Origin of the sequence: uncultured Gemella sp. (genome assembly GCF_963515875.1) — a bacterium.
Lineage (GTDB): Bacteria > Bacillota > Bacilli > Staphylococcales > Gemellaceae > Gemella.
This window is the reverse complement of the sequence record NZ_CAUPZX010000037.1, coordinates 1-18,433: the sequence shown is the minus strand read 5'-3', so window position 1 is coordinate 18,433 and position 18,433 is coordinate 1. Positions and strand designations below refer to the sequence as shown.

Sequence of the window (18,433 nt, the reverse complement as noted above, 5' to 3'; positions counted from 1 at the left end):
GTGTATGCGAGCATAGCACCATCCCCTTTCATATTGAAGTAGCCACCATCTTTATTGAAAACTAATGTTCTCTAACTTCTCTCTCTAATTTCGATTATATCAAATTAAACTTTGATAATCAACTATTTGTGGATACGTTTTACAGCTAGCATTTTAAAGAACAACAGATATTTTGCATCTATAAGGGGGGCTGCCCAAAAGACCAGTAAAAAAGGGAACGACTCAAAATCAATTTTATCGGGTCACTCCCGAAAATTTTATTAGATATCTAAAAAGATTTTACGAAACAAATGTTGATATCACTAAGCCACTGCGTCCATGAATTCTCATAAAAATTTTGAATCAAACACTTTGTTTTTCGCCTAAATATACCATAATTTTAGGCGATTGTTAAGAATTTAGGCGATTATTTATATTCTTTACTTTATACTTCTGAGTTAGCCCCATCAGTGAAATTTCTCCTTGATGTCTAATCAATGACTTCATGCTACATTTTCTCATCCTCATCCTTTTCTTTCCATCTCGCACTAGCAACCGCAGCTGAGACAAAACCTAATATTAAGAATGCAGCTATAATAATTTTCACCATAATTTTTCTCCTAAATATTATAACAACTTCTAATTTACTCAAATTTTAAAACTTCTTTATTCGTAATATTTATAACCTTCGTTGCAACATTATCGATAAATTCCATATCATGACTCACCATAATTAGTATACCAGGATATTTCTTTAATATCTTCTCTACCGCTTCTATCGCAACTACATCTAAAAAGTTAGTAATCTCATCTAACAACAGCACACCTGTTTTCCTAAAGAGTAAACTCACGAAATAAAGTTTAACTTTCTCACCTTTGCTTAAAACTCTTATCTTTTTGTTAATATCGTCACCTCTGAAATTTAGTAAAGCTAATATATTTCTCAGTTCAATATCATCTAGTGTAGTATGTTCTTTAACAAATTCAAACAATGTTTTTTCTTCTTTAAAAATATCGAAGTTATTTTGTTCAAAATACGCTACTTGCAAAGAACAAGGAATAGACTCTTTCACATAATTTAGAAAAGTAGTTTTCCCCGAACCGTTTTTTCCTTTAATTAAAATCTTATCTCCACTAGCAAAAGTAAAACCAGGTGATTGCCAAAGAAATTTCCCATCTATTTCACAACTTTTCTCGCTAATACAAAAACTCTTCTTATGGGTTTCTTTAAATATTTCTAGAAATTCAATATCATATTTATCTTTTAACGGCTTAGGTTTAATATTAGCCTGTAACTTATCTTCTTGCCTTGATATTTTTTTCTGCAATCTCTTTTGGTTTTTTGAAATTTTATTTTTTACACTTATAATTCTATAATCTGATCCACTCATATTCTTTGGCTTTCCAGATTTTTTCCCCTGTTCCTCTTTCATCTCTTGGATGCTTTTCTTTATTTTCTTAGCTTCTTTATTGTACTTTTGCAGTTCAGTTTCATACTCAGCAGTTTCAATTTCTTCTTGAAACTTGTACTCATGATAATTTCCATTAAATTCCCTTACAGTATTATTTTCGATTATCCATAACTTTGTACAAACATTATTTAAGAAATTCCTATCATGACTTGCTATACAAAAAGTTGATGGAGTTCTTTTTATAAGATTAGCTATTTTGTTAGCATTATTATAATCTAAGTATGTTGATGGCTCGTCAAGTAAATACAGTTCAACATTCAATAATAAGCTACTTCTAATCTTGTTTACAACAACTTCTCCCCCACTCTTTTTAAGAAGAGAATTTTCTCCAAATTCTAAAAACTCCAAAGAAATGTTATTTTCATCTTTAAGCAAGTCATCTATATGTTTTAACAGAGTTGTCTTCCCTGAACCATTTTTCCCTATTAAACCAATAATGTCACCAGTATTTATACTCAATTTTTCGATTTTAAATAATATCTTCCCTTGTTTTTCAAACTCTATATTTTTAATATTTAATATTTGCATACATTAACTCCTTTTTAATAAAATCTCTCTATTAATCTAATGTATCCATGCTCCCACCCCCAAATTGAGTTTTACTAGTGTTTATTTACCCATATTATACCAAAAATTAAAATAATTGAAAGCAATTTCTTTAACAATTTTCTATTTATTAAAATATTTGTGCTATAATTGTATTTATAATTTAAAATAGTAATCTGGAGGTTTTTATGATTGAAAAAATTATACAAGATGAACTTGATAAATTTTATCCAGAAATGATTAAACTTCGTCGCTATATGCATATGCATCCTGAAGTTTCATTTAACGAAAAAAAATACAGCGAGATTCATTAAAAAATATTTAGAAAAAATTGGTATTACTGATATAAAAACAAAAGTCGGCTTAAATGGTGTAGTTGCAAGAATAAAAGGACTAGATTCTTCAAAAACAATTGCTTTTCGAGCTGACTTTGATGCTCTACCTATAAATGATGCAAAGGATACTCCTTACAAATCTACAATTCCTAATGCAATGCATGCTTGTGGGCATGATGGTCATACTACAGCTTTACTTGCAACGTGTAAAATTCTAATGGATTATCAAAAAGAACTACCACACGATGTTGTCGCAGTTTTCCAATACGGTGAAGAACAAGCTCCAGGTGGAGCAAAACCTATGATAGATGCGGGTTGCTTACAAGATGTTGATGCAATATTCGGAGCTCATCTTTGGACGCCACTTCCACTCGGAACATTAGGATATAGTTATAGTGAACTGTGTGCGGCTGCGGATAGATTTGAAGTGAAAATCAACACTAAAGAAAATGCAAATATTATTGCTGCAGAATTTGTTAGTATGACTCAACAAATAGTTTCACGATTTTCTAAACCAAGAGAAACACTAGTTATCACTTTGGGAAAACTTGAAAGTTCTGTTAAAGAAGCAAGTATTACCGGAACTATTAGACATTTCAATAAAGAACTTCATAAAATGGTACTAACTAAGCTTCAAACCTTATGTAAAGCTCTTGAAAATGAATATTCTGACACTAATATAGAATTTATATACTACGGAGGTTATCCACCGCTTATAAATCACAAAAAAGGAACAATAGAAATACAAAAAGCAACTTCCAAAATCCTTCCAGATATTAAACAATTAGAGATTGAGCCGCTAATGATTGGTGAAGATTTTGCATATTATGTTGAAGAAGTTCCTGGTGCTTTTTTCCTAATTGGTGCAGGGAATTCTACCTTCGCTAAGTACCCACACCACCACCCAAATTTTGATTTCGAAGAAGAAGTTATGAAACAAACAGCTTCAATATTCTTAACACTAGCATTTGATTCCGCTAATGTAATAAATAATCTTAAGGGGGAACAATAGATATGAATACATATTTAGTTACTATCTACGGCAAAGGTGGACACGGAGCTGAACCTCATGAAGCCATCGATACAACAGTTATTGCTGGTGAATTTGTTAGAAAAACTACAAAATACAAAAACATTGAGATTATCTCCGTAAGAAGTGGAGATGCTTTTAATGTAATCTCTGGTAAGGCAGAAATTAATTTAAAAACAGATAATTTAGAACAATTAAAATCAATACTAGCTTCACTGCTTATATATTACGGTGAGCAAACTAGGTTTGAAATTATAGATATATAAAAAGACTGAGTGTAACTTGATATCCTGATTCCTTAAAAATCTTCGAGTTACCTCAGTCTTTATTTTTAATACTTTATTTCTTTAGTATTTCCTTCACTCTTCTTTGTAATTCTGGCACTATTTCTTCAATAAACCATGGATTTTTATTATGCCAACGAAAATTCAGTGGTGAAGGATGAACAATTGGAAAATAACGTGGTAAATATTGTTTATAATTAACTACAGTTTCCGTTAGATTCAATTTTTTATCATTTCCCAAGTAATAATCTTGTGCATATTTTCCCACAAGAATAATAAGTTCGAGATTAGGCATAAGTTCTAAAACTTTTGAATGCCATTTTTTGGCAAAGTTTTTTCGAGGTGGTAAATCCCCACTCTTACCTTTACCTGGATAATAGAAATCCATTGGAACTACACCTATTAAACCAGATTTATAAAATATCTCATCATCTATTCCCATCCACTCACGAAGTTTAACTCCACTTTTATCATTGAAGAAAATCTTACTTTCTTGAGCTTTAATACCAGGCGCTTGACCTACGATTAATATTTTTGCTGTACTAGGTGTAGAAAATAAAGGTTCTATTCCTTCATCAGTATATTTCTTATTATCACTATCTACCATTATTTCTTGTTTCAATTGTTCAAAACTATCCATATTTTTCCTCTAGAATTTATTTTCTAATTAATTCAACTACCGCTTCAACTGCCGCTGTTCCTGGGAACATGTCTACTGGTTGAATACGTCTAATTTTATATTTTCTTGTTAACACTTTTAAGTCACGTGCTAATGTAGATGGATTACAGCTCACATAAACAATTTTCTTAGCGTCAACCGCTAATAAGTTTTTAGCTAGTGGTCCAAGACCTACACGCGGTGGATCTACTATTGCTACATCGAAGTTGATTCCTTTTTTCTTCCAACGTGGAACTATTTTATTAGCGTCTCCTGCAACATAAGTACAGTTTGTTAAATTATTTAATTTAACATTATCATTAGCATCTTCAATCGCAGCTGGAATAATATCAACACCGTATACTTCTTTACAGTTACGGCTAACATATTGCCCAATTGTTCCAACTCCACAGAACGCATCTAATACAACATCTGTTTCTTTCAATGCGGCGAATTCAACTACTTTATCATAAAGTTTCTTAGTTGCTGGTGGATTTAATTGGAAGAATGATTTAGCTGAAAGCTCGTACTTAATATCTCCAATTTTTTCGACGATATAATCTGAACCATATAATGTAACACTTTCTGTTCCCATTACCAAGTGATCTTTATCATTAGTGATATTTAGTATTATGCTTTTAACGATTCTTTCACGTTTAAGTTCATTAACGACCTTATCCATGTTCTTAACTTTATCAGTATTAGCAACGAAAGTTACTTGAACATCCCCATTATAAAATGAAGTTCTTGTAGCAATATATTTCACACCATAATTCTTTTTATTTGTAGAAATTTCTACTTTATATTTTCCAAGTAATTTCTTAGCTAAGTTTGTTATTTTATTACCATTCTCATGTAATGCTAAATCTTCATTAATTTCAACTAAATCGTTAGAACCTTCTTTGTATAATCCTGCAATGACGCGCCCATTTCTAACAGCTAATGGAAATTGGTTCTTATTTCTATAACCTTCTGTTACAGGACTCGCTAATGTTTTTAATACTAACTTGTCAGGTTTTGGTAGTCTGTAGTATTTATCGAAAGCATCTAATAAAATTGCGCGTTTATATTCTAATTGTTTTTCATAGCTAACGTGAGATAAGCCATAAGCTCCACTTTCAGCATATTCTTTTTTAATTTCTACTCTGTGTGGACTAGGTTCTTTTACTTTAACAAGTTTACCAATAATATATTTTGGTGTCTCCTCAACTATTTCACAAACAATAACCTCATCAGGTAAAGCACCTTTTACGAAAGTAATTTTCTTTTTATAATATCCTATCCCCTCACCATTAATTCCTATTTTTTTAATAGTAAGTAAGACGTTTAATTTTTTTGTACCATTTTTCTTTTTCATCGTATCCTCATTCATAAAGATAAGCTGAGTAAAAGCAAAAAACTCCCACTTCAGCTTATCCAATTCTACTATTATTTTATAGTTTTAATTTCGTTATCTAATTCTTCTACTAATGCAATTAATCTATCAATTTGAGTTAAATCAACTTTTTCAGGTTCAATATTTTCTAACTCACTTGCAAAATCTTCAAATTTCATTTTTAATTCTTCTAAAATATTATTAGGCATAACATTCTCCTTTTTTGTTCTCTATTCCATTATAATATAAATTTATAAAAATTCAACTCATATCACTAAAATATTATAAATTATTTTAAATAACAAATATTACTTTATATTCAATATTGTTCGTTTTTACTATTTTAGTGTTAATTTAAATTTAATAGTGTAAAATTAAATTACTTACCTATAAACTTTATCAATAGACTTTTAGTCCTTTTTAAGGTACTATTAAGTTAGGAGTGTTATATTATGAATTATATAAATTTACAATTATTAAATATTAATATTTCTAGTATTTTTTACTATATAACTTCTATTTTTAATGATATAAATTTTGACATTGTACTAACTATATTTTTAGTAATAAATACACTGTTGGCTTTCTCAATTGTATTTTTAGAGTATCAGACCACAACCTCTTCTTGGGCTTGGATATTAGTGTTATTTCTAATACCTTATCTTGGATTTGTTCTATATCTAATATTTGGAAGACCAATTTATAGAGAGAAAATCTTCCCTTGTTCCGATGAAGAAAAGATTAGATACCAACAAAACTTACTGAAGAGAACAGTACCGTATAACATTACTAAAGATGAACAAGTAATATATAAACATAGAAATCTAATAGAATTAAACTTCGAGACTGATAAATCATTCTTATCAAAAAATAATAAAGTGCAGATAATTACTGATGGAAAAGAAAAATTCAAATTATTATTTAATGATATAAAAAATGCAAAAAGTTATATACATATTCAATACTACATTTTGAGAAAAGATGGAATTGGTAAGCAACTTTTTGACCTTTTAGAGATAAAGCTATTAGAGGGTATCGATGTATATATACTCTATGATGATATCGGTTCAAGAAAACTTAGTATTTCTTCATTAAGAAAACTTACAAAGAATAATGCAAAGATTAAAAAATTCTTTAAATCACAATTACCCCTTATCAATTTTCGTATGAACTATAGAAACCATAGAAAAATCGTTATAATTGATGGTAATATTGGATATACTGGAGGATTCAACGTTGGTGATGAATACTTAGGTTTAGATAAGAAGTTTGGATATTGGAGAGATACTCACCTTCGAATTGAAGGTGAAGCGGTAGGTTCTTTAGAATATCGTTTCATTGATGACTGGAATTCTCAAACTACTAAGAAATCAGATCAACTAAAATTAACTTCAGATCACGTTGCTACCCATGTGGATAATTATTTGCCAATTCAATTAGTTTCTAGTGGTCCAGATAATAAAATACAAAAAATTAAATATAGCTACTTATATATGATCTCTAGAGCAAAAAAATATATTTATATCCAATCACCCTATTTCATCCCCGATGAAAGTGTAATGGATGCTCTTAAAATGGCAATATTATCTGGTATTGATGTTAAAATAATGGTTCCAAATAAACCTGATCATATGTTCGTTTATTGGGCTACCTATTCATTCATTGGAGAACTCGCAGAGTTAGGGGCTAAAACTTATATCTATGAAAATGGATTTATACATACAAAAATGATTATAATTGATGATGAAGTTGCAAGCTTAGGCAGTGCTAACTTTGACTATAGAAGTTTTAAGCTAAACTTCGAACTTAATGCATTTATGTATGATCATAAAACAACAAAAGAATTTAGAAATTATTTCTTAAATGATATAGAAAAATCTACCTTAATTTCTTATTCAAAATATCAACAAAGAAGCTTATTAATTAAAATTAAAGAAGCCTTTGCAAGGTTGATTTCGCCGATTCTATAGTTGTTTTATATTGAAAAATATGTTATATTAATACATATGTACATATAGGAGGACAAAATTTAATGAAAAAGTTTAAAAAAGCTATTTTACCTATAGCACTAAGTATTTCTGTTATAGGTTTAGCAGGATGCTCTGCTGGAGGAACTAAATATATTTCTAGTAAAGCAGGAGATGTAACTGAAAAAGACATAGTTGAAAGCATTGGAGCTAGCCAACTTTCAAAAACAGCTACTAGTATGATGATTCAAAAAGTACTTTTAGACAAATATAAAAATAAAATTGATCAAAAAGCTATAGATGAACAACTACAAAAAGCACAAGAACAATATGGTGGAAAAGATAAATTTGAACAACTTTTAAAACAACAAGGGTTTACACTTGATAAATATAAAGATGGATTAAAAGTAAAATCAGCTCAGACATTATTAATCAATGATTATGCTGGAACAAATGATGATAAACTAAAAGAAAGCTATGAAAAAAATAAACACCAATATCACCTAGCACACATTTTAGTTAGCGTTAAAAGCGAATCAAATCCAAATGGATTAAGTGACGAAGAAGCTAAGAAAAAAGCTGAGGATGTTCTTAAAAAACTTAAGGATGGTGGAGACTTTGCTACTCTAGCAAAAGAAAATTCTAATGATACAGCAAATGCTTCTAACGGTGGAGACTTAGGTTGGTCATCTAAAGAAGATAATTCATTCGTAAAAGAATTCAAGGATGCTGCATATGCATTATCTAAAGATAAAGTTTCTGATGTAGTTAAAACTTCTTTTGGATATCATATTATCAAAGTTGTTGATGAGAAAGATTCTTCATTTGATGAAATGAAACCTATTTTAGCAGAAAAAGCTGCAGAAGAGGCTGTTAAAAAAGACTCTACAATTGTAAGTAAAGCTCTTAAAAAATTGTTTGAAGAATATAACGTAAAATCAAGCAATAGTGATGTTGAAGCATACATTAAATCTATGTTAGAAGGAACTGCTTCACACTAATTAATAAAAGTGAGTAATTCAAAAATTGATTTCAATGAAATAACAACTTTTGAATTACTCACTTATTTTTTATTAGCTTATATCATCACGTGCACCTAGAATATCAATAGCATTCTTTATACGATCTTTTGTTGGTGGATTGATATCATTTAATTCATAATCAATTCCTAATTCTTTATACTTGAATTTTGCCATATCGTGATATGGTAATACTTCTACACGTTCAACCCCTTGTAACGTATCTATATATTCACGAAGTTTTTGTAGATAATAATCGTCATCTGTCCATTGCGGAACAAGTACATGTCTTATCCACATTTTTGCTCCATGTTCACTTAGGAAATTAGTAAATTGAATAATATTTTTATTAGTTCGTTTTGTCAAACGCATATGATGCTCATCATCAATATGTTTAATATCCACTAAGAATAAATCTGTTAATGAAATTAATTCTAAAACTTTTTCATTCATACTTGGAGCATTTACATAAAAACCTCCACAAGTGTCAACACACGTATTAATATCTAATTCCTTTAGTTTTCTAAAAAGTGCTAAGATAAAATCAATTTGCAGAAGGGATTCCCCTCCACTGACTGTAACTCCTCCACCATCACTAGCCTCAAAGAAATCACGATATTTCACTATCTCTTTTGTTAATTGATCCACTGTCATAACTTTAGCATCAGGATTATGCATCTTCCAAGTATCTGGATTATGGCAGTATTTACATCTTAACATACACCCTTGAAAGAATACTACATATCTTATTCCAGGACCATCAACATTTCCGAAAGATTCTACTGAGTGAACATTAGCTGTCAATTCTTTTTTTTCTTCTGCAGAATTTATTTCTACTTTTTCCATTTCCATATGCGACTTCCTCCTTTTGCCATTCTATAGTTTAATTATATCGTATTCATCGCTATTCTGTAAACACTTTTACAATATTATTTATATTTTATTAATCTAAAAAAGTGGAGGCCTATAGCCTCCACCTTCTTTTTAATTATTTACTTAATTACATGAATTGGTGCATTGTACGGCTTAATACGTCACGTTGTTGTTCTGGAGTTAAACTGATTAGACGTACAGCGTATCCTGATACACGAATTGTAAAGTTTGGATAATCTTCTGGAGATTCAATAACTTTAAGTAATGTTTCTTTATTGAATACGTTAGTATTTAAGTGGTAACCACCTTTTTTGAAGTATCCGTCCATCATTGCTGTTAAGTTTTTAATTTGATCTTGTTTAGTTTTACCTAATGAGCTTGGTGTGAATGCAGCAGTTAAACTGATTCCGTCACGGCTGTATTCATATGGTAATTTTGCAACTGAGCTTAAACAAGCTAATGCTCCACTTTGGTCACGACCGTTCATTGGGTTAGCACCTGGAGAGAATGGTTCTCCTGCACGACGTCCATCTGGAGTGTTACCAGTTTTCTTACCGTATACTACGTTTGAAGTAATAGTTAAGATAGAAGTTGTAGTTTCATCTGCACGGTAAGTTTCATGTTTTTTAAGTTTAGTCATGAACACTTTAAGTAATTCAACAGCGATTTCATCTGCACGATCGTCGTTGTTACCAAATGTTGGGAATTCACCTTCAACTTTGTAATCAACTGCTAATCCAGTTTCATCTTCAATTGGAGTAACTTTAGCATATTTAATAGCTGATAAACTGTCTACTGCTACTGAGAATCCAGCGATACCAGTCGCCATGAATCTTCTAACTTTAGTATCGTGTAATGCCATTTCTAAGCTTTCGTAAGAGTATTTATCGTGCATGTAGTGGATTACGTTTAATGTATTGATGTATAGTTTACATAACCATTCCATGAATACATCGAATTTAGCCCAAACTTCGTCGTAGTTTAATTCACCACGTAGAGCTTCAGTTACAGGTCCAACTTGGATACCTAATTTTTCATCACGTCCACCATTGATTGTGTATAATAAAGCTTTTGCTAAGTTTGCACGAGCTCCGAAGAATTGCATATCTTTACCAGTAGTCATACCACTTACACAACATGCGATAGATTTATCACAAGTTCCTAAGAAGTCTGCTAATAACTCATCACTTTCGTATTGAATAGCACTGTGGTTGATTGAAGATTCAGAACAGAATTCTTTGAATCCAGTTGGTAATTTAGTAGACCATAGGATAGTTAAGTTTGGTTCTGGAGAGTTACCCATGTTATCTAATGTATGGATGAAACGGAAGTCTGTTTTTGTTACTAATGATCTTTCAGAATCTAACATTTCCCCAACGATTAATGTAGCCCAGATTGGGTCTCCTGAGAATAATTGGTTGTAGTCTGGAGTACGAGCGAATTTAACGCAACGTAATTTTAATACTAAGTGGTCAATTAATTCTTGAGCTTGAGACTCATTAATTGTTCCATCTTGTAAATCTCTTTCAATATAAATATCTAAGAATGTAGCAATGTTACCGATAGACATCGCAGCACCGTTTTGTTGTTTAATAGCTGCTAAGTATCCGAAGTATAACCATTGTACTGCTTCTTTTGCTGTTGTAGCTGGTCCAGAAATATCAAATCCGTAGATTTTTGCTAATTCTTTTAATTCACCTAAAGCACGAATTTGTTCGTTAACTTCTTCACGGTCACGGATAACATGTTCAGTCATAACACCATCAGCACCGATTTGAGCTAAGTCACCTTTTTTCCATTCGATAAGTTGGTCTACACCATATAAAGCTACACGACGGTAGTCTCCGATAATACGTCCACGTCCGTAAGCATCTGGAAGTCCTGTGATAACACCAGATTTTCTTACTAAACGCATTTCTGGAGTATAAGCATCGAATACACCTTGGTTGTGTGTTTTACGGTAGTCAGTGAAGATTTTGATAACTTCTTCATCTACTTCATATCCGTATGCTTTACAGCTGTTAACAGCCATGTTAATACCACCAAAAGTCATTAAAGCACGTTTAAGTGGTTTTTCTGTTTGTAATCCAACGATTTGTTCTAAATCTTTTTCAATGTACCCTGGTCCGTGAGAAAGGATAGTTGAAGGAATACTAGTATCCATGTCTAATGTTCCACCAGCTAAACGTTCTTGACGCATTAAATCATTGAATTTTTCTACTAATTTAGTAGTAGCTTCAGTAGGCCCAGCAAGGAAAGATGCATCTCCTCTATACTCTGTATAGTTAGATTTAATAAAATCTACTAAGTCTACTTCTGTTTGCCATTTACCACCAACGAATGCTTTTTTTTCTGCAACTGTTGTCATATTAATGTCACTCCTTAAAATTTTTATTATATATTGTGATAAATAAATTTATTAATTAAACTATTTGTTACACTCTTAGTGTACCTCACCCACATTATTAAGACAATATTTTTCTTATTTAAATTGTGTACATTTTGTGAACTCCAGTACTAATACAGATAAGAGAAGATAATGTTTTTCGCTTTCAAATATAGTAAAATATTAAGTTTAGATTTTGTAAATGCCGTTGCAAATGAAATGAAAACGATAAACATAAAGGTTTTATTTTTTAAAAACTGTTATCGTACTGTAACTATTTCAGTTAATTAAAGTTTCTATACAATTGTAAATAATTAAATTATTTTTATTAAAAAAACGAGAGTAATCGATAAACAGTATCAATTACCTCTCATTATTATATTATTCAAAAATACTTAATAATTCCCCATAGCCTTCTTTTTCAAGGTCTTCTTTTTTTATAAATTTTAGAGAAGCACTGTTAATACAATATCTAAGACCACCTAATTCAGTAGGACCATCAGGAAAAACATGCCCTAAATGAGCATCCCCAACTCTACTTCTTACTTCTATTCTTTCTACATAATGAGAATTATCTTTATAATACTTAGTTACCTCTTTTTCTATAGGTTTAGAAAAACTTGGCCATCCACAGTGTGACTTAAATTTATCTTTCGAAGAAAATAAAGGTTCCCCTGATGTAATATCTATATATATTCCTTCTTCAAAACTATCCCAATATTGACCTGTAAAAGGAGTCTCTGTTGCACTTTCCATAGTAACTGCATATTCTAAATCAGATAATTCTTTTTTTAATTCATCTTTTGATTTTCTTTCAAATTCCCCTGGATTAATTTTAATTTCTTCACTCATTTTATTTATCTCCTTTATAATTTATATATTCTTTTAAATTTTCTATAATATGGTTTCCGTCTTTTACCCCTAAATTATAAACATGATTAAGTTTTTCTGTATCCTTTTCAAGCCTTTTTATAGTAATATCCTCACTAGGTCTTATAACAAATACTTTCCCCTGTTTTTCCAACTCAAGTATCCTTTCAACCGTTTCATTATAATCTTTATATCTATTCTCTAATTTTTCAACTAATTGCGGATATTTTTTATAGAACATTTTAAATTGTATACTTGCTGATTTTTTCTTTCTATATGTGATAGGTCTTGTTAATATAACTATAATTTTGTCATAATTTTTCTTTTCAAAAAAATCTATCGGTATACTATTTGCTATTCCTCCATCAAGATACATTTTCCCATCTACTTCTATTATTTCTGAAATGAATGGTAATGCTGAAGTTGCTCTTAAAGTTTCCATTTGCAGATACGGATCATGGATTTTTATAAACTCCGCTTCCCCATTTTCAATATTAGTTACTGTCGCATAAAAACTAGTCTTAGATTCTTTAAACGTTTTATTGTCAAATACATCTAATTGAAAAGGAAGTCTGTAATATGTAAAATCCTTATTAATCAAGTTTCCTGTTTTTATCCAACTTTTTAAACTCATATATCTTTTATCATTTATATAATTAACATTGTAACGAAGTGCTCTCTTAGGTTGCTTAGAAACATAATTCACTCCAAACAGTGTTCCTGCAGAAACTCCGACGATATCTGTAACCTCTATATCATTTTCCAAGAACACATCAAGGACACCAGCTGTAAATAGTCCTCTCATTGCTCCACCTTCTAATACTAAACCTACTTTCATTCAATCACACTCCTTTTAAAATTGATACTATTATATCATCTTTTATTCATTAGTTTAAATAAATTTACTTGAAAATCAAGTTATGTTACTATTTAAAACAAATAATAATTAAATACGAGGTACTTATGAACATATTAATAATCGGTGGCAATGGCTTTGTAGGACAGTCATTAATCAAAGAACTTACAAAATGCAAAATAGAAGTTAGCTACTTATCTAGAACCCAAAACCACTCTATTTCTAAAGATGAAGCGACATGGATACAGGGAGATATTTTTGACCTTAACAATATAATGATTAAAGAAAGCTATGATATAGTCATTCATTTAATCGGAACAATTAAAAATAAAAATCTATATTCTAAACTAAACATAGAAAGTGTAGCTCAGTCAATTAAACTATGTCATAAACATGATATAAATAGGCTTGTCTACTTTTCCGCAAACGGTGGCTTTAAACGATATATAGAAAGTAAACGCAACGGAGAAAGATTAGTAAAAGATTCAAAACTAGATTATCTAATAGTTCGTCCAGGTCTTATGTACGGTAAAGACAGACTTACCTCTTATTTCAATGTACTTCCGATTAAATTTTTCTCAAAATTAGGTATAACATTTTTCAAAAAAGTTTATCCTCTTCCTGTTGAAAAAGTAGCAGAGTCAGTAGTTAAAGCTATTCTCGATAACACTGATTCAACTATTATTGAAATAATAGATATGAAATAACTATTCTGGATGACTTAAAATCTTTGTTTCTAAATAAAACAAGTTTTTAAGTCTATTTTTTTATGACATTTGTCATATTACTTTATGACATTACCTACTAAAAGACACTCTCCTACTTTGATATAATTTAATTATCAAAGGAGAGGTGATCTAAATGTCATTAAATAATATTATAAAAGTAAAAAATATAACAAAAACAATTAAAGGGAAAAACATCTTAAATGATATTTCTTTTGAAGTGAATTCTGGTGAATGTATTGCTTTAATCGGACCAAATGGAGCTGGTAAGACTACTCTAATGAACTGTCTATTAGGAAATAAATTTATCAACTCAGGTTCAATAAAAATTAATTCTCTAAATCCAGGTAACCAAAAACTAAAAGAATTTCTTAACATACTTTCTCAGGAAAATGTTGTTCCTGAAAAACTAAAAGTAAAAGAACTACTCGATTTTATACAGAAATTATATGAAAATCCCTTAACAAATGAAGAAATCGATGCACTGCTAAGATTTGATGAGTCTCAAAAAGCTAACTTCGCTTCTAAATTATCAGGTGGGCAAAAAAGATTATTATCTTTCATTATTACATTAATAGGAAGACCAAAATTAATTTTCTTAGATGAGCCAACAGCTGGAATGGATACATCAACACGTATTAGATTTTGGGAAATTGTGAATAACTTAAAAAATAAAGGTTTAACTATTATTTATTCTTCACATTATATCGAAGAAGTAGAACATACCGCAGATAGAATCTTAGTTCTAAATAAAGGAAAACTAGTTCGTGATACTACTCCACATGCTATGCGTGCTGAAGAAATTGAAAAATACTTCACACTTCCTATAAAATATCTAGATTTATTGAAAGATAATGATATTATAAATAATTTAGAAATAAAAACAGATAATATTAATTTCTTAACAAAGAAACCAGATGAAATATGGAACATATTACAGCAAGCTGGTTGCACATTTAAAGAAATTGAAATTCAAAATAGAACTTTATTAGATAGTATTTTTATAACTACAAAAGATAACGGAGGAGATAAATAATGAAAAATCTTGCTAACTTATTAAACATAGAATTTATATTCATAAAAAGAAACTTAACTAATTTTATTATGGGATTAGGTTTTCCAGTTATCTTCTTTATACTATTTTCTGGAATGCAGCAATTCGATGATCCTGAAACAAAAGCACGTGTAGTAAAAGATATGCTTATTTCAATGACTGCATTCAGTAGTATAAGCTTCGCTTTATTTTCTCTTCCTATTTCAATAAAAGAAGATGAGAAAAATAACTATCTACACATATTAAATAATTCTCCTATAAAAATATCTGAATATTACCTTGCTCGTTTTATTCGTCTAATAATTACGTTTATTATATCAATAGTTGTTGTATTTGCTGTTGGTCATATCTTTAGAGACGTTAATATGACAGCTCGCGAATGGATTATGTCAGCTGTTCTAATGCTTATTGGAAGTATTACATTTTTAGGTATGGGATTACTACTAAGTCTTATTAAATCAGAAGAAAAATTATCGCTTCTTGCCAATATATTATACCTAGGACTTGCTATGTTAGGTGGACTTTGGTGGCCTGTTTATCTTTTCCCAGAATGGTTGCAAAATATATCTAAACTGACACCAACCTATTATTTATTAGAGTTCGTTAATAAATATATCAAAGAAGATATTTTCTCTTATAAAGCTCTAGCTATACTTCTAGCCTACTCAATTGTATGTATAATTGCTACATTAGTAATAAAAAACAGAAGAGAATCAAAATAATAATAATAATAATATAAGAGTGAGGATAAATTATTCACACTCTTATATTATTGTGGTATTATTAAAGAATAAGGAGGCTGAAATGTATAAAAAATTACTAAATTTATTAAAGGGAAATTATGGGTTTTATCTATCTTTGGTATTTTTTATATTCCCACTTGTATATGTTATTAGTGGAAGTTATCCAAAATATACATTACCCTTAACTATTCTCGCCATCGCTTCATATATAGGAATGTTATATACAAAAAATAGAATTCTTATTTTTATAGAGTGGTTTTATTTAATTGCTTATATCAGTTACATGACCATTGTTTTATATCCAATGAATATTCTATTTAGTTTTTATTTAAGTAATCTACTCGTTTGGCATTTTCATGATAAGTATTTTACTTATAGAACAATTAGTTTCTTCATAACAATAAATTGTCTAACATTGTATATAATTGCTAATCCGAAAATAAATATTGGAGATAGAATCATTCTATTTATTTTTTGTTCTATGTGTATAATAACTTATTTTTCCCAAAAATATGGTTATGAAAGAAATAAATTGAAAAATGAACGTTTAAAACATAATGAACATATTAATCTACTTCTTGCTGAGAATGAAAGAAATAGAATCGGACGTGATTTACATGATAGTATTGGTCATACTTTTGTAATGTTAAAATTAAAAGCAGAACTAGCTGAAAAATATCTAGAAAAAAACAATATTGAAGCTGCAAAAAAAGAACTTAAAGAAATCAGTGAAATTAGTAGTGCTTCAATGACAGAAACACGATCTATAATTAATAAATTAAAACATAGAAGTATTAATGAAGAATTAAAAGTTATTTCGGATATTATGACAATGGCTGATATTTCATTAGATATTAAGACTAATATGACTACGTCTCCATCTCAACTAGTTGAGTGGACTATTACAATGGTTCTAAAAGAATTAACAAATAATGTTATTAAACATAGTAATGCTAGTAAATGTAATATTGAAATAAATGAATCTAGTAATAACTACACTGTAATTATCTCTGATAATGGTAGAGGTTTTGAAAGTATCGACGGAACTGAACTTTCATCTATAAGAGAAAGAATTAAACTAGTTAATGGAGTAATAAATATAATATCAAAAAAATCTCCCACAACTATCGAAGTAACAATCAATAAATAACAACAGGAGGACAATATGAAATTACTTATCGCTGAAGATCAAAGTATGTTACGAGATGCAATGTCAACATTATTGTCGATGGAAGATAGTGTTGAAAGTGTACTTCAAGCTAAAGATGGAAAAGAAGCTATAGATTTAATTTCTACTAGTGATATCGATGTAGCTGTACTTGATGTAGAAATGCCTGAAGCAACAGGACTAGACGTACTAGAATACATTCGTAGTAATAATATTCATTGCAAAGTTATTATTGTGACAACTTTTAAACGTATGGGATATTTTGAACGCGCCATAAAAAATAACGTAGATGCCTATGTACTAAAAGATCGTTCAATCGATGAACTTATGAAAACAATTAACAACGTCTTAGCAGGCAACAAAGAATACTCACCTGAACTAATGGAAAATATCTTCAATAGTCACAATCCATTAACAAATCAAGAAAAAATTATTCTTTTAAAAATTAAAGAAGGATTACCAAATAAAGAAATTGCTAATGAACTGTTTTTATCCGAGGGAACTATTAGAAACTATATTTCTAACATCCTAACAAAATTAAACTGCAAAAACAGAACAGAAGCTGTTAAAAAATCTACTGAGGAAGGATGGCTTTAGATGACAAGAAAACTCGCTATAAGATTATCATTACTCTCGTCAATTATATATATAATCTTAAGTATTTTCTACTTTGCATATAGTATTATAAGTTCATTAGATTCATCTTCACCTAGCGCTGGTGCTGGAATAGGATTTCTACTAGCAATTCTTATTCCCCACTACTTTATGTATGTAATAGCTACTATTTTCAATCTAATGATTATGTTTAAAGAATTCACAAAAAATTATTTAATAATTATAAACATTATATTGTATATCATCTCGGGTGCATTAGGAATTTATATCGGAATCTTTTTCATTATCTCTATCATTTTCCAAATAATATTCCTTATAGTTGCATACAAGAAATAAAATAATGGGCTGACTCAAAAGTCCTAAATTTTAAAAAAAGTGTATATGATAACTCATAGACTCAGTAGTCTATTAACTTCAAAAATCGTGAGAATGATAAAATAAGAATGTACAGTTTTGACAAAATAAAAATGTACAAATA

19 protein-coding genes are annotated in these 18,433 nt (G+C 29.6%); 11 read left to right on the top strand and 8 right to left on the bottom strand.

Annotation, left to right across the window (positions count from 1 at the left end):
* Positions 1 to 623 precede the first annotated feature (623 nt).
* On the bottom strand, positions 624 to 1,979 hold the full coding sequence (locus RWL85_RS06760) for an ATP-binding cassette domain-containing protein (RefSeq protein ID WP_314086370.1): 1,356 nt from the start codon (positions 1,977 to 1,979) through the stop codon (positions 624 to 626).
* Between the two features lie 206 nt (positions 1,980 to 2,185).
* Here RWL85_RS06760 and RWL85_RS06755 point away from each other — a divergent pair, with 206 nt between their 5' ends.
* Genes RWL85_RS06755 through RWL85_RS06745 form a run of 3 tightly spaced genes read left to right on the top strand, consistent with a single transcriptional unit; the run spans position 2,186 to position 3,628 of the window.
* Positions 2,186 to 2,311 (top strand): hypothetical protein, encoded by a 126-nt coding sequence (locus RWL85_RS06755; protein WP_314086368.1) that lies wholly within the window; start codon positions 2,186 to 2,188, stop codon positions 2,309 to 2,311.
* The gene (locus RWL85_RS06750; protein ID WP_314086373.1) at positions 2,253 to 3,344 is read left to right on the top strand and encodes an amidohydrolase; all 1,092 of its coding nucleotides are present in this window, start codon (positions 2,253 to 2,255) and stop codon (positions 3,342 to 3,344) included. Before RWL85_RS06755 ends, RWL85_RS06750 begins: the two co-directional genes overlap by 59 nt.
* Before the next feature lie 2 nt (positions 3,345 to 3,346).
* Positions 3,347 to 3,628 carry a peptidase dimerization domain-containing protein gene (locus RWL85_RS06745; protein ID WP_314086366.1) on the top strand — a complete coding sequence of 94 codons (282 nt, stop codon included), beginning with the start codon at positions 3,347 to 3,349 and terminating at the stop codon, positions 3,626 to 3,628.
* A gap of 73 nt (positions 3,629 to 3,701) precedes the next feature.
* Here the strand turns inward: RWL85_RS06745 and RWL85_RS06740 are convergent, their stop codons facing one another.
* The 3 genes from RWL85_RS06740 to RWL85_RS06730 all read right to left on the bottom strand — a co-directional run bounded on the left by RWL85_RS06740 (position 3,702) and on the right by RWL85_RS06730 (position 5,888).
* A complete protein-coding gene (locus RWL85_RS06740; RefSeq protein WP_314086363.1) occupies positions 3,702 to 4,286 on the bottom strand; it encodes a uracil-DNA glycosylase family protein in 585 nt (194 codons plus the stop codon).
* A gap of 16 nt (positions 4,287 to 4,302) precedes the next feature.
* Entirely contained in the window at positions 4,303 to 5,661 is a 1,359-nt protein-coding gene (rlmD, locus tag RWL85_RS06735) for a 23S rRNA (uracil(1939)-C(5))-methyltransferase RlmD (RefSeq protein WP_314086361.1), read from the bottom strand.
* Positions 5,662 to 5,732: 71 nt separating this feature from the next.
* Entirely contained in the window at positions 5,733 to 5,888 is a 156-nt protein-coding gene (locus tag RWL85_RS06730; RefSeq protein WP_314086359.1) for an SE1561 family protein, read from the bottom strand.
* Positions 5,889 to 6,131: 243 nt separating this feature from the next.
* Here RWL85_RS06730 and cls point away from each other — a divergent pair, with 243 nt between their 5' ends.
* On the top strand, positions 6,132 to 7,649 hold the full coding sequence (gene cls, locus RWL85_RS06725; RefSeq protein WP_314086357.1) for a cardiolipin synthase: 1,518 nt from the start codon (positions 6,132 to 6,134) through the stop codon (positions 7,647 to 7,649).
* Positions 7,650 to 7,711: 62 nt separating this feature from the next.
* Positions 7,712 to 8,647 carry a peptidylprolyl isomerase gene (locus RWL85_RS06720; protein ID WP_314086355.1) on the top strand — a complete coding sequence of 312 codons (936 nt, stop codon included), beginning with the start codon at positions 7,712 to 7,714 and terminating at the stop codon, positions 8,645 to 8,647.
* 72 nt (positions 8,648 to 8,719) lie between these two features.
* On the opposite strand, the gene pflA is transcribed toward RWL85_RS06720, so the two are convergent.
* The 4 genes from pflA to RWL85_RS06700 form a co-directional block, all read right to left on the bottom strand.
* Positions 8,720 to 9,517 carry a pyruvate formate-lyase-activating protein gene (pflA, locus tag RWL85_RS06715; protein WP_314086352.1) on the bottom strand — a complete coding sequence of 266 codons (798 nt, stop codon included), beginning with the start codon at positions 9,515 to 9,517 and terminating at the stop codon, positions 8,720 to 8,722.
* Positions 9,518 to 9,665: 148 nt separating this feature from the next.
* On the bottom strand, positions 9,666 to 11,906 hold the full coding sequence (gene pflB, locus RWL85_RS06710; protein ID WP_314086350.1) for a formate C-acetyltransferase: 2,241 nt from the start codon (positions 11,904 to 11,906) through the stop codon (positions 9,666 to 9,668).
* A gap of 399 nt (positions 11,907 to 12,305) precedes the next feature.
* Complete coding sequence (gene msrB / locus RWL85_RS06705) at positions 12,306 to 12,776, bottom strand: peptide-methionine (R)-S-oxide reductase MsrB (RefSeq protein WP_314086348.1); 471 nt, start codon at positions 12,774 to 12,776, stop codon at positions 12,306 to 12,308.
* A gap of 1 nt (position 12,777) precedes the next feature.
* Entirely contained in the window at positions 12,778 to 13,632 is an 855-nt protein-coding gene (locus RWL85_RS06700; RefSeq protein ID WP_314086345.1) for a patatin family protein, read from the bottom strand.
* A 125-nt stretch (positions 13,633 to 13,757) separates the two neighbouring features.
* On the opposite strand from RWL85_RS06700, the gene RWL85_RS06695 reads away from it, so the two are divergent.
* The 6 genes from RWL85_RS06695 (at position 13,758) to RWL85_RS06670 (ending at position 18,291) form a co-directional block, all read left to right on the top strand.
* Positions 13,758 to 14,357: an NAD(P)H-binding protein gene (locus RWL85_RS06695; RefSeq protein ID WP_314086343.1), complete on the top strand. Its 600-nt coding sequence runs from the start codon at positions 13,758 to 13,760 to the stop codon at positions 14,355 to 14,357.
* Positions 14,358 to 14,511: 154 nt separating this feature from the next.
* Entirely contained in the window at positions 14,512 to 15,411 is a 900-nt protein-coding gene (locus RWL85_RS06690; RefSeq protein WP_314086341.1) for an ABC transporter ATP-binding protein, read from the top strand.
* A complete protein-coding gene (locus RWL85_RS06685; protein ID WP_314086340.1) occupies positions 15,411 to 16,151 on the top strand; it encodes an ABC transporter permease in 741 nt (246 codons plus the stop codon). The genes RWL85_RS06690 and RWL85_RS06685 overlap by 1 nt, the downstream gene beginning before the upstream one ends.
* Before the next feature lie 502 nt (positions 16,152 to 16,653).
* Positions 16,654 to 17,322: a sensor histidine kinase gene (locus tag RWL85_RS06680; RefSeq protein ID WP_314086338.1), complete on the top strand. Its 669-nt coding sequence runs from the start codon at positions 16,654 to 16,656 to the stop codon at positions 17,320 to 17,322.
* A 15-nt stretch (positions 17,323 to 17,337) separates the two neighbouring features.
* Positions 17,338 to 17,937 carry a response regulator transcription factor gene (locus RWL85_RS06675; protein WP_314086336.1) on the top strand — a complete coding sequence of 200 codons (600 nt, stop codon included), beginning with the start codon at positions 17,338 to 17,340 and terminating at the stop codon, positions 17,935 to 17,937.
* A complete protein-coding gene (locus RWL85_RS06670) occupies positions 17,938 to 18,291 on the top strand; it encodes a hypothetical protein (protein WP_314086334.1) in 354 nt (117 codons plus the stop codon).
* Positions 18,292 to 18,433: the final 142 nt, after the last annotated feature.

What these genes read in the sequence shown, in the direction of transcription:
- cls (WP_314086357.1), top strand. Translation starts at nt 6,132, where the DNA reads ATGAATTATATAAATTTACAATTATTAAATATTAATATTTCTAGTATT.
- pflA (WP_314086352.1), bottom strand. Translation starts at nt 9,517, where the DNA reads ATGGAAATGGAAAAAGTAGAAATAAATTCTGCAGAAGAAAAAAAAGAA.
- RWL85_RS06760 (WP_314086370.1), bottom strand. Translation starts at nt 1,979, where the DNA reads ATGCAAATATTAAATATTAAAAATATAGAGTTTGAAAAACAAGGGAAG.
- RWL85_RS06680 (WP_314086338.1), top strand. Translation starts at nt 16,654, where the DNA reads ATGTGTATAATAACTTATTTTTCCCAAAAATATGGTTATGAAAGAAAT.
- RWL85_RS06695 (WP_314086343.1), top strand. Translation starts at nt 13,758, where the DNA reads ATGAACATATTAATAATCGGTGGCAATGGCTTTGTAGGACAGTCATTA.
- RWL85_RS06730 (WP_314086359.1), bottom strand. Translation starts at nt 5,888, where the DNA reads ATGCCTAATAATATTTTAGAAGAATTAAAAATGAAATTTGAAGATTTT.
- RWL85_RS06745 (WP_314086366.1), top strand. Translation starts at nt 3,347, where the DNA reads ATGAATACATATTTAGTTACTATCTACGGCAAAGGTGGACACGGAGCT.
- RWL85_RS06690 (WP_314086341.1), top strand. Translation starts at nt 14,512, where the DNA reads ATGTCATTAAATAATATTATAAAAGTAAAAAATATAACAAAAACAATT.
- RWL85_RS06670 (WP_314086334.1), top strand. Translation starts at nt 17,938, where the DNA reads ATGACAAGAAAACTCGCTATAAGATTATCATTACTCTCGTCAATTATA.
- RWL85_RS06720 (WP_314086355.1), top strand. Translation starts at nt 7,712, where the DNA reads ATGAAAAAGTTTAAAAAAGCTATTTTACCTATAGCACTAAGTATTTCT.
- pflB (WP_314086350.1), bottom strand. Translation starts at nt 11,906, where the DNA reads ATGACAACAGTTGCAGAAAAAAAAGCATTCGTTGGTGGTAAATGGCAA.
- RWL85_RS06675 (WP_314086336.1), top strand. Translation starts at nt 17,338, where the DNA reads ATGAAATTACTTATCGCTGAAGATCAAAGTATGTTACGAGATGCAATG.
- msrB (WP_314086348.1), bottom strand. Translation starts at nt 12,776, where the DNA reads ATGAGTGAAGAAATTAAAATTAATCCAGGGGAATTTGAAAGAAAATCA.
- RWL85_RS06700 (WP_314086345.1), bottom strand. Translation starts at nt 13,632, where the DNA reads ATGAAAGTAGGTTTAGTATTAGAAGGTGGAGCAATGAGAGGACTATTT.
- RWL85_RS06740 (WP_314086363.1), bottom strand. Translation starts at nt 4,286, where the DNA reads ATGGATAGTTTTGAACAATTGAAACAAGAAATAATGGTAGATAGTGAT.
- RWL85_RS06685 (WP_314086340.1), top strand. Translation starts at nt 15,411, where the DNA reads ATGAAAAATCTTGCTAACTTATTAAACATAGAATTTATATTCATAAAA.
- RWL85_RS06755 (WP_314086368.1), top strand. Translation starts at nt 2,186, where the DNA reads ATGATTGAAAAAATTATACAAGATGAACTTGATAAATTTTATCCAGAA.
- rlmD (WP_314086361.1), bottom strand. Translation starts at nt 5,661, where the DNA reads ATGAAAAAGAAAAATGGTACAAAAAAATTAAACGTCTTACTTACTATT.